The sequence below is a fragment of the Promicromonospora xylanilytica genome (assembly GCF_054782895.1).
In genome coordinates, this window is sequence record NZ_BAAGRP010000057.1 from 1 (window position 1) to 11,283 (window position 11,283).

9 protein-coding genes and 1 pseudogene are annotated in these 11,283 nt (G+C 66.2%); 6 read left to right on the forward strand and 4 right to left on the reverse strand.

Going from position 1 to position 11,283, the window contains the following annotated elements; all coding sequences use genetic code 11:
• The 3 genes from ACYVK7_RS18040 to ACYVK7_RS18050 form a co-directional block, all read right to left on the reverse strand.
• Positions 1-710, reverse strand: a 710-nt coding sequence (locus ACYVK7_RS18040) for an HAD family hydrolase (RefSeq protein WP_460889096.1), incomplete at its 3' end; no start/stop codon positions are given.
• Between the two features lie 4 nt (positions 711-714).
• Positions 715-1,134, reverse strand: coding sequence for a hypothetical protein (locus tag ACYVK7_RS18045; protein ID WP_460889097.1), 420 nt, complete (start codon positions 1,132-1,134; stop codon positions 715-717).
• Entirely contained in the window at positions 1,131-1,484 is a 354-nt protein-coding gene (locus ACYVK7_RS18050) for a hypothetical protein (protein WP_253874111.1), read from the reverse strand. The genes ACYVK7_RS18045 and ACYVK7_RS18050 overlap by 4 nt, the downstream gene beginning before the upstream one ends.
• 171 nt (positions 1,485-1,655) lie before the next feature.
• Here ACYVK7_RS18050 and ACYVK7_RS18055 point away from each other — a divergent pair, with 171 nt between their 5' ends.
• Positions 1,656-2,888, forward strand: coding sequence for a helix-turn-helix domain-containing protein (locus ACYVK7_RS18055; protein ID WP_460889098.1), 1,233 nt, complete (start codon positions 1,656-1,658; stop codon positions 2,886-2,888).
• On the opposite strand, the gene ACYVK7_RS18060 is transcribed toward ACYVK7_RS18055, so the two are convergent.
• Positions 2,815-4,392, reverse strand: a complete 1,578-nt coding sequence (locus tag ACYVK7_RS18060; RefSeq protein WP_460889099.1) for an NAD(P)H-hydrate epimerase — start codon at positions 4,390-4,392, stop codon at positions 2,815-2,817. The genes ACYVK7_RS18055 and ACYVK7_RS18060 overlap by 74 nt on opposite strands.
• Before the next feature lie 401 nt (positions 4,393-4,793).
• Between ACYVK7_RS18060 and mobF the strand changes: the two genes are divergently transcribed.
• From mobF to ACYVK7_RS18085, 5 genes and pseudogenes are all read left to right on the forward strand, one after another.
• Positions 4,794-8,303: a MobF family relaxase gene (gene mobF / locus ACYVK7_RS18065; protein ID WP_460889100.1), complete on the forward strand. Its 3,510-nt coding sequence runs from the start codon at positions 4,794-4,796 to the stop codon at positions 8,301-8,303.
• A gap of 96 nt (positions 8,304-8,399) precedes the next feature.
• Positions 8,400-9,080, forward strand: coding sequence for a hypothetical protein (locus tag ACYVK7_RS18070; protein WP_460818387.1), 681 nt, complete (start codon positions 8,400-8,402; stop codon positions 9,078-9,080).
• 125 nt (positions 9,081-9,205) lie between these two features.
• Entirely contained in the window at positions 9,206-10,105 is a 900-nt protein-coding gene (locus tag ACYVK7_RS18075) for a hypothetical protein (protein ID WP_460889101.1), read from the forward strand.
• Positions 10,106-10,141: 36 nt separating this feature from the next.
• A pseudogene (locus ACYVK7_RS18080) lies at positions 10,142-10,273 on the forward strand (hypothetical protein); the annotation flags it as partial.
• On the forward strand, positions 10,267-10,590 hold the full coding sequence (locus tag ACYVK7_RS18085; protein WP_460889102.1) for a hypothetical protein: 324 nt from the start codon (positions 10,267-10,269) through the stop codon (positions 10,588-10,590). The pseudogene ACYVK7_RS18080 and the gene ACYVK7_RS18085, both read left to right, overlap by 7 nt.
• Positions 10,591-11,283: the final 693 nt, after the last annotated feature.

Below are 11,283 nucleotides of genomic sequence, written 5' to 3' on the forward strand. Positions count from 1 at the left end.
CTCGTCGGGGTACTTCCGTGGTGCAACCATGCTCCAGATCCTTCCGGGTCTTCGATGTCTCCATCAAACCCGGGGCTTGACAGGTCAGGTGGCGTCACGTCCACCCACGTTGGACCGCCAGTGGTCGCCGTGACTCCCAGTGCACGCAGAGGGTCCAGCAGATCGAGCACTCCGGCCCCGCGCAGAAACACTCGAGGAGTCGGCTTGATCCACAGCTCCTCGAACGCCACCAGGCGCTGTCGGCCGTTGATCACTTCGTCCGGGACTGGTGTGCTGGTGCGGTATCCCCATCCCGTCTCTTCGACCGCGATCTGCGTCTCCGGTAGCTGGGCGGCGACGAGGCGGGCAACGGGTTCGGGATCGAACGTCGTTGCTTCCTGGATCGTGTGCTCGCCTGGGGCCAGTGGGTTCAGACGGGCGGTGACGGCGCCGTTGGAGGCGATCGCCCATCCGTGGGCCAGGCCCAGGCTGCGCGCGACGGGGAGTACACCGGCCAGGGACCGCCCTGAGGCGAGCACCACGTGATGGCCGGCCAGTCTCAACGCCTTGACGGCGATCCTCGTCTCACGGGGGACCTCCCAGCCGGCCCCGAGCAGCGTGCCGTCGATGTCCAGAGCCACCATCACGCTCGACGCCAAGGGTGCCCTGAGCCGGGATGAAGGCACGCTGCTTGCCAATGCGGCGGTGGTAGGCAGGCTGGTCGTTGCCATGGGGTTACTCCGAGAAATTGGGGGAGGCAAGAGCGGAAGCTGCTGGCGCGATGGACCCGGTTCGCTTTGCGGCGCGGGTGTGCATCTCCGCACGACCGGGGCGCAACCGCGGTCGGGCCGAGGCCGGTGACTGTTCACCGATCACGACGCAGACCGCGCCATGATCGGCCAGATCCTGAGTCAGCCGATGGCGGGCATCAGACAGATGGGCGTCGGCAGGAACGAGCACCTGTGAGGCGTGCCGCAGTTGAGCGGCCTCGACGATCTGACTGATCGTGAACCCGTCTCCTGTGTCGTGCAGGACCTCCGCCAGCGCCAGGCCCTCGGCCTCGACGTACCGGGTGACCTCTGCACGTTGCTGCGTCACCAAGGAGTCGTCGGCACCGCAGACGTATCCGATCGCGACTGGTCTTGGTGTGTTCATGCCTCTTCGCCGATCGGGCGTCGCAGGGCCGAACGGACCTGAATCTCCAGGCCGTGGCGCGTCCCGGTCCAGAGCGTGTGTCCGGGGACCAGCATCCGGTGATCGAGCGGAAGATCGCAGCCCAGAGCATGGGCGATCCGCTCACCGTCGTCCAGGTCCGCGGGCTGGAGGCAGATCCGCTCCTTGGTGACGGTGACCAAGTCGATTCGGTCGGGACCGACGGAGCGGATAGCTGTGAAGGCGTCCTCCAGCGCACGCGTCAGACCGTCGAGATGTGTCCGCTCGTTGACCAGCGTCGAGCCGTTGGGCTCGATCTTCTCCAGGTCCAGATCGTGGTTTCGCAGTCCCATCACGTCCCCCTCGTGCAGCTCCGTTGGTGCTCTGCCTGGCCGGCGGGCCGTTACTGGGGCACGGCCCGCCGACGAGACACGACGCTACGAGCGAGGGAACCAGGAGGGCTGCTACACACGTAGCAGTTCCGAGCCTGTTGGTTACTGGGTGAGCCGCCTATGGTGTTGGACATGACAAAGGACGCGGACCTGTTGCGTGGCGTGGGAGCGGCAATCGCCGCGCACCGTCGTGCGGCCGGCGTGACGCAGCTTTCGCTCGCCGAGCGCATCGGCAAGTCCGTCCAGTGGGTCTCGGCCGTGGAACAGGGCCGGCGGCATGCCGAGCGGCTCACCGACTTGGTCCGGATCGCATCGGTCATCGGCTGCACCGTCGACGACCTGATCGGTAGGCCGCTGGAAACGCTGACTCCTGGCACTGGTCCGACGCAGGCCGAGACCGTGGCCGCGCTGCGCGAGGTCATCATGCGTTCGGCCGGACCGATGCCGGTGACCGATCCGGCACCCGACGTGGCCGACGTGGCGGGACGTGTGGACGACGCCTGGACGATGTGGCACGAGTCGCCGTCGGCGCATCGCGGCGTCGGTGCGATTCTCCCCGCGCTTGTCGCTGACGCTCATGCTGCTCACACCATGTCGTCCGACCGGGCGCGCAGTGCCCGCACGTTGGCGGGCGCCTACCAGATCACCCGGCAGTGGCTGCACCACGTCCCGTCCGGAGATCTGGCTTGGGTCGTGTCCGACCGGGCCGCGCATATCGCCCGCGAAGCCGACGACCCCTACCTCATCGCGCTGTCCGCCTGGGCGCTGTCAGGCCCGTACCGCCGCGCTGGACACCAGGACGAAGCGACGCGGCTCTGCTTGGCTGCCGCCGACGAGGTGCACGCCCGCATCGACCCGGCCAACCCGCGCAAGGACCTCCTGGGTGCGTACGGGATGCTGCACCTGGCCGCAGCAGTCAGCGCTGCACAGTCCGATCAGGACGGCCGTGCCTGGGCGCTGCATCGCGTCGCGCAGGACGCCGCCAACGCCCTCGAGCCTGGCTACTACGACGCGTGGACGAAGTTTGGCGCCGGCAACGTCGACATCCACGCTGTGGCGATAAACGCCGAGCTCGGGCGCCCGGACGACGTGGTCGAGCTGTCCGCCCGTCTCAACTTGAACAGTATCCCGAGCGTCGAACGGAGATCAGCCGCACTGATCTCCACGGCTCGTGGCTTCGTGCGGCGCGGTGAGGACGAGTCCGCAGCGCTGGTCCTGCTGGACGCAGAGCAGGTCTCCTCCGACGAATTTCACGACTCCACGATCGTCCGCGAGATGCTGCGCGAGCTGATCATTCGCGACCGCGCCCGCGCCCGCCCGCACGTGCAAGACCTCGCCCGCCGCGGCGGCCTGCTCGCGGCCTGACCAAAGCAGTCCGTTCGGCCAGCAGTTCCCGGACCGCCCCTGGAGCGTGCTCAGCGATCTTGCTGGCGCGTAGTGGTCCGTCGTCCGCTGCGATGGCCGCTGCACGTCCATGCACGAACGCGGCCATGGCGCCCACCTCCAGCGCGGAAAGGCCCGCCGAGGTCAGTGCCCCGGCGATGCCGGCCAGAACATCGCCGGAGCCGGCAGTGGCTAACCAGGCTGGGCCTTCGTCCTGGCTGAACGCTCGACCGTCCGGTCCCACAACGATGGTGGTCGAACCCTTCAGCAATACCGTCACCTCGGCCGCCTCCGCGACGCGCAGAGCGTGCTCGTAAGGCCGATGGAGAATGTCTGCCGTCGTCGCCTCGTGCCCGAGCGCAGCCAGCGACCGCGCCAGCTCGCCCACGTGCGGGGTCAGTAAGACGCGATCTCCCGATGTGGGTCGGTCGCCTGCCGCCCGACGGCGAACGCAGGTCTCGATCGCGCCGGCGTCGACCACGCAGGGCAGGCCCGTCGCCAGCGCCTCGTCGATCGCTCGTTCCTGGTCCGGGTCATCGAGCACACCCGATCCCAACAAGTAGCCGTCGACCTTTCCCGGGAACCTCTCGGCCTCGGGCACGTGCTCCAGGATCAGGTCGCCGACGTGGCGCGGACCCGTGTACCGAACGATGCCAACACCCGTGCCGAACGCACCCAGACACGCCAGGACTGCCGCTCCGGGATACCGCTCCGATCCGGCCACGATGCCGAGCAGACCACGCGAATACTTGTGATCGCCGGGGCCAGGAACCGGCCACCTCTCGGCGACGCCCACCGAGGAGAGCCGCTGCACCTGGCCCTCCACGTCCAGGCGCGGTGTGATCCCGACATCGACGAACACCAGGCGCCCCGCGACCTCCGCGGCCGGCGGCAGCAGCAGACACCGCTTGTATGCCCCGAAGGTAACCGTGACGTCCGCCCGCACGTGAACGCCGCCGATCGCCCCCGAATCCGGATCCACACCGCTGGGCAGGTCCACAGCGACCACCAAGGCACCATCCGGAATCGCCTCGACGAGATCGCTCGCCGGAGCGCGCAAGTCGCCAACCATTGCGTCGCCGACGATCCCGTCGACCACCATGTCGGCGCGCGCGATCAGGTCGAGCGCCTGGATGAGCCCAGCAGTGTCCGTCGCGTCGATAGCTGGCACGTCCAGATGGCGGGTTCCGATCACATCTACGTGACCGCCCGTCGCAATCGCATGCACCGCAACACCACGCTCACGAAGATGCTTACCCGCGACCATCGCGTCCGCACCGTTCTTGCCTGTGCCGACCAGCAGCACGACGGTGCATCCGTGCGCTGACCCGAACGTGTCGCGCAGTTCCGTCAGGCACGCCTGCGCCAACCCGAACGCAGCCTTCCGGATCAACTCGTCGTCGCTGCGCGCCACTCCCAGCGCGCCCGCTACGGCCGACTGAACCTGCACGCTGCTGTAGGCATGGATCACGTTGCCGGAGGTCACGGCGACACGGTGCCACACCGGACGAGTCGCGTGCTACCTGACCACGTGCACCGCCTGCTGATGGCGCTCAGACCGATGGACCGTGGCACCCAGTGGGAGGCGTGGGACGAGAGACCTGGGGACGGGGGACCCACTCTCCGCGGCTCATCCCCAGAGCCCCCAGAGCCGGCGTCACCCTCCCCTTGACCCACGCCGACCGCCCTCAGGTTCCGCCATCCTTCCCAACCTGCCCCAACCCTCCTAGTCCAACTAATAGCCGCTAACCCCCCAAATCCATCCCAGCTCGCCCGCCAGACCCCTCCCTCAAAATCCCAGCACGCCTCTTGCAGATCGAGGCACCTAGAGCAATTTGGCCCGTTGGTGCGGGCGGGACACCTCTTGCTGTAGGAGGTGTGCGGCGGATGACTGTGACGATTGCCGTGATGTCGGCGGGGGACGGGTACTCGTACTTCATGAAGTCGGTCGCGGCCGGAGACGGCGACCGGTCGATGGGTACCCCGTTGACGCGGTACTACACCGAGACGGGCACGCCGCCGGGCCGGTGGATGGGGGCAGGGGTCGCGAGCCTGGGTTCGGATGAATTGGGCGGCCTGCTTGTGGGTGGCCTGGTGACCGAGGAGCAGATGGCCCGACTGGCGGGCAAGGGCCTGGACCCGATCACCGGCGAGCAGCTCGGCCGCGCGTACCCGGTGTACGGGAAGGGCAACGGCGGCAAACCTCGGCGGGCGGTCGCGGGGTATGACTTCACGTTCTCCTTGCCGAAGTCGGCCAGCGTGCTGTGGGGTGTGGCCGATGCCGGGGTCCAGGAGCAGATCGTGGCCGTCCACCGGGCCGCTGTGGTCAAGGTGTTCGAGTTCATGGAGCGCGAGCTGGCCGCGACCCGGACCGGCGCGTCAGTCGCCGGAAACGCGACGAGCGAGGCGGGCGAGGGCGGAGCGGTCGCTCAGGTCGGTGTCACCGGCTTGATCGCGATGACGTTCGATCACTGGGACTCACGGGCCAATGACCCGCACCTGCACACCCACGTAGTGGTCTCCAACAAGGTCAAGACCCTGCTCGACGGAAAGTGGCGGTCCCTGGACGGGCGGGGTCTGCATGCCGCGACGGTCGCGATGTCGGAGCTGCACGAAGCGATCGTGATGGACGACCTGACCCGCACTCTCGGCGTGGGATGGGAACTGCGCGCCAGGACCGGCCAGGGCCGCAACCCCGGATGGTCGATCAAGGGCGTCCCCGACGATCTGGTGGCCGCGTTCTCAGCGCGGTCCGAGCAGATCAATTCCCGCGCCGACGAGCTGATCGCAGGGCACGTCGAGAAGTACGGGCGCCGGCCCAGCCCGAGCACGATCGACAAGTACCGGCAGAGGGCCAGCAAGGAGACCCGCCCGGACAAGACCCACCACTCCCTGGCCGACCTCACCACGGAGTGGCGGCAACGCACCGCCCAGATCCTGGGGCGCGACCCCGGCGAGTGGGCGAGCGAACTCGTCTCGAAGGCACCGCCGCGGATCTTGCGGGCCGACGACGTCCCGCTGGACTTCATCGACCGCCTCGCTCAAACGGTCGTGATCGCGGTCTCGGAGAAGAAGCCGGTGTGGCGGCGCTGGAACCTGTACGCCGAAGCCGTCCGGCAGACCAAGGCCCTCCGGTTCGTCACCGCTGAGGATCGGATGGCGGTCTTGGCGGCGATCACTGACCGGGCCGAGGGCGGTTCGGTGCGGTTGACGCCGCCCGACCTGGCCGTCACGCCGGACGAGTTCCAGCGTCCGGACGGGACGAGCATCCTGCGCCCGAAGGACTCGGCCCTGTACTCCTCACAGGCCCTGCTGGACGCGGAGGCCCGACTGATGGACCGGGCGGGTACCCGCACCGCACCGACGATCGCCCTGGACGCCGTCGAGCACGCCATCACCAAGGACGGCCCTGGCGAGCGGGCGAGGGCGGTCTCGGGCGAGCAGGCAGAAGCCATCACCCGTGTCGCTGTCTCGGCCCGGCAGGTGGACCTGCTGGTCGGCCCAGCCGGGACCGGGAAGACCACCACCATGCGGGCGCTGCGCTCTGCGTGGGAGCACGAACACGGGTCAGGGTCCGTCGTCGGGCTGGCACCGTCTGCGGTTGCGGCGGCGGTCCTGGCCGAAGACCTGGGCATCGGATGCGAGAACACCGCCAAGTGGCTCTACGACCATCTCCACCAGGGCGCCGCGTTCAGCGCGGGGCAGTTGATCATCATCGACGAAGCCACCCTCGCCGGGACCCTGACTCTGGACCGGATCACGGCGCACGCCGCGGAGGTGGGGGCGAAGGTGCTGCTGGTCGGTGACCCGGCCCAGCTCCAAGCCGTCGAAGCCGGCGGAGCGTTCGCGCTCCTAGCCGCCGCCCGCAGCACCGAGGACGATGTTCCGGAGCTGACCGAGGTGCACCGGTTCACCCACTCCTGGGAGAAGCACGCCTCCCTCGCCCTACGACACGGGCGAGACGAGGCGATCGACGCCTACTTGGACCACGGCCGGGTCCGCGACGGCGACACAGAAGCCATGGTCGATGCTGCCTATGCCGCCTGGCAGGCCGATCTCGCCGTAGGCAAGGACGCCGTCCTGGTCGCCGGGGACAACAAGACCGTCCGTGCCGTCAACGAACGAGCCCGTGCCGAACGCCTCCAGACCGGAGCCACCGACCCCGGCAGCTCCGTCCGCCTCGCCGACGGGCTCCAAGCCTCGGCCGGGGACGTCGTCATCACCCGACGCAACGACCGCCGCCTGCGTACCCGGAACGGGTCGTGGGTGCGTAACGGTGACCGGTGGACCCTGGTCCAGGTCCGCGACGACGGGTCGGTCATTGTGCGCCGGCCCGAGGCCCAGTACGGCAACACGATCGTGCTCCCCGCCGCCTACGCCGCGGACCATCTGGATCTCGGCTATGTCGTGACCACCTACCGCGCCCAGGGACTCACGGTCGACACCGGCCACCTCATCACCGGACCGGGCATGACCCGGGAGAACCTGTACGTCGGCCTGACCCGTGGCCGGGAGACCAACACCGCCTACGTCATCACCGACACGCCACTGGAGATCACGCCCGACGACTACGATGACCCCACACCAAGGAGCATCCTGGCCGGGATCATGCGCACGGTCGGAGCAGAGAAAGCCGCCACACAGGTCGGCAAGGACGAGTCGGAACGGTGGGGGTCGGTCGCACAGCTCGCCGCCGAGTACGAAACCCTGGCCGGAGCCGCGCAACGCGACCGCTGGACCACGCTGCTCCACCACTCCGGACTTTCAGCTCGAGACGCGGACCAGGTCATCACCGCACCCGCGTTCGGAGCCCTGACCGCTGAGCTCCGTCGAGCCGAGGCCGACGGCCACGATGTCGAACAGGTGCTGCCCCAACTCGTCGCTCAGCGTGGCCTGGATGACGCCGACGACCCCGCAGCAGTCCTGCACCACCGCCTCGCCAGCGTTACCACACAGCCCATCCGCCACGACGGGCTGACCATCCACCGACGCGCACCGCGCCGCATCGCGGGCCTCATCCCCGAAGCCGTTGGACCCATGACAGACGAGTACCGGAAAGCGCTCCAGGAGCGCGCGGCACTGATCGAGCAACGCGTCACCGACCTCGTCCAGCGCGCCACACGTGACGATGAACCTTGGCTCGCGGCGCTCGGCCCCGAGCCAGGCAACACCGGAGCCCGACACACCTGGCAGACCGCTGCACGCATGATCGCCGCCTACCGCGACCGCCACGGCATAACCGGCACTGCCCCACTGGGAAACGACCCAGTCACGACCGATGCACAGGCCGTCGACGCCGCACGCTCGGCCGCAGCGCTACGTCGAGCGACACGATCCCCAATGGAGCATGCCTGGCGTTCAGATCGCACACACCGCAAGCAAGGAATGGGTATGTGACCGACTTGGGTGGTGTGATGAATGATCGACATCGCATGGGTACGCACATAAGGCTGTGACCTGGCCAGGCATGACTCGATGCGGCATGCTCGGGGCGTGAACTTCGTCGCCAGTGACTGGTCCGGACTTCAGGTGGAGACCAAGGTTGCACTCTTTGCTGCGGGAGTGGCGCTTGTCGTCGGAATTCTTAGTCCAATCGTTAACGCGTTTAATACGTGGGCGACCCTCCGAGCGCAACGTCAGCTGGCCAATGATGATCGAGTATGGGCAAAGCGAGCCGAGGTCTACGAAGCCCTGCTCGAATGGTCATCGAGCAGAATTGATCAACTGGCACTGACTCACCCATCGCGGAAGAATCAGAGCCCGGATGGTATTGATGCGCCCGACGGTTGCGGAATTGATCCTGAATCTTTCGGCCTTCCGAGAAACCTGGATATTCGGGCAAGGGCTTATGCTAATCCGAATATTCGCGAAGTGGCCATTCTGTTCGACAGAGAATTTCGCGTGCATGTGAGAGACCGTCGAGATCTGCCCCGAACGGGCGATTATGACGGCGCCAATCGGTCAGGACGGATCGCAAACCGGATCTACGATCACTTGGCAGTTATGATCTCCTACGATCTTGAAGTGCGACCAAGAGGGCGACCGGAGTGGCGACGAGACCTCATAGATCGATGGGATTCAATCTGGAATCGTGAGGATGGATGGCTGATTCGTTCATATCGTATTGTGACCGGTCTGGGCCGAGGAAAAAGCCGAGCCTGGGGTGACACCTGACTGGCTTGCCTCGGCCTCGTGCATCCCGAGCGACTCGTGGGCGGTGCGTGAAACGGAGGCTGGTTCAGTTCGGCCGAGCCACTGCCACCTATCCGTGCAGCGTCTCTAGTCTCTATCATCTCCACATGAGTCAGTGGCCGGATGACGTAGCCCTGCTGGATGCGGTCAAGCGAGCGGGTTGGCTGCTTGAGCATCATGCATTGAAGGTGTTGGCCGCCGAGGCCATGCACCCGACCATGGGGTGGGCATACCAAGACCCCGACGAGCCAACAAAGTCACGCGAGTTGGATGTCTGGTCCTACAAGGGGCTCCTGGAGGACCACGACGCTTGGGTGTCAGTCACTGCTCGGTTTCTGGTGGAGTGCAAGCAGAGTTCCTTACCGTACGTGGGTATCGGCTATTACGGGCCGTCAGGAAGATTCTCTCGCAACCCTCGTCAGCATTCCTTGCCGTTCAAAGAAATTGTGACGGAGAAGTTGGAATCGGGCGGAATGAGGCTCATTACAAAAAGGCCTGTGTGGGGCACACTGGGGTTTCGTGAGCTAGCCATGGAACATGGCGACAGTGATTTCAGAATAACGCAGTTGACACGACTTGACCGGGAGAAGGGAGGTTCGTGGGCCGCCACCAATTCAGGTATATTTACGTCGCTCGTCTATCCGCTCGCAAAGGCGCTTCTCGCGTCGCACCGACCACTCAAGCTCAGGGTTGCGTCACCAAGGGGAACATCGCGGACTGGTTGGGCAGAATTTGGGCTACATTTCCCCGTTGTGCTGATCAGTTGCCCGCTGTACGTAATTGACGCATCAGGTGCCGAACCTCAGGTGGAACAGCGACCTTGGGCGACGGCGGTTAGGCAATTGAAAAGCAAGAATGTCGATGGAACGTTTGAATTCGATGTAGTTACGGAGAGCGCCTTTGCGGACTATGTTAGGAACCGGCTAGCGTTTGCGGCAGCGTTTGCGGAGCTTGTTCGGTCCGACCCACTTAAATACACTGGTGAAGATAAGCTTCCGATGAGATAAATAGATGGTCCCTGACAGGGTGGCAAGCACGTCGTCCCGCACCTGGGTCAGCGGCGACTGAACGATCTGACACCGGCGCGGTGCCAGAAGTTCCTGGACTCCCTTCTAAAGCAGGGCAAGGGCGACAAGAACAACATGGTCCGACGCGTCAGTCCCGCAACGTGGTGAACCAGGTGCTCGACCGTGCCGTCGTGCACGACGCGCTGCGGGACAACCCCATGCGCAAGACGATCGCGCCGTCGAAGGAGAAGCCGCAGCCGAAGGCCATCACCGCTCTGGACATCGGCCGGCGGATGCGGTATGGCTTGTGGCGTTCTGGGTCGTGGTTCGTCCACCCCCGACGGCCCGAGGCGACGGTGCTCCGACGCCACCAGAAATCCGGATGGGTCCCCACCCGGACAAAGGTCGGCTTGTGTCGCTCACGGCCCTGCTCCGTGCATTGCGCCTTCGTCGCGCGGGCGGTGTTGCGCGGCATCATCACGTGATAACGCACGACGACGGGTCCCCCGATCCCGAAACCCCCGCCGACCGCCGCACCAGTTCCACCGGCCCGCACTGCTCGGTCATGAGGGCGTACCTGATGCGCATTGCTGCTTCCTGTCCAGCGGCGCTCCAAAGACCATAGGCAGGGTTGGTGTTCACTCGACTTCCGGAAGATCGAGATGGCACGTCTGCGTGATCCGTTGGTGCGTCGCCGTCGATCCGCTCGGTGGCGTCCACGTGAGCCGATCAAGAGAGGCGAACTCGGGTAGAGGACGTCCACGAAGGGGCCAGTCCGGCGGCCGAATCAAACCGATCGCGGTACGGCGGAGTTAGGCCGGATCAGGCGTTGACGCTGTCGGTGGTCTGGACGCCGGTCTCAGCTCTTGCGCAGTGGCTGCAGCAAAAGGTCTCGTCGTTCGCCTCGATACCGTGCCCGAGAATGGTGCAGCCGCAGTGCTTGCACCGCGGAGCCATGTCCTGAGCCGCGCACTCGAACGAGTCGTAGACACCGCTCGCGCCGTCGTCCTTCGTGATCGTAAAGGTGTGGGCGTAGTCGTTACCGCACCTGTCGCAGGTCGCCATATCGTTCTCCGTCTCATCGTCCAGTTGCGGCTAGGTGTTGCTGGTCATGACGTTGGTGACGCCGGTCGGTAGCTTCGTGGCTGGGGGCTGGTTCCCGACGGCGGTGTGGGCCC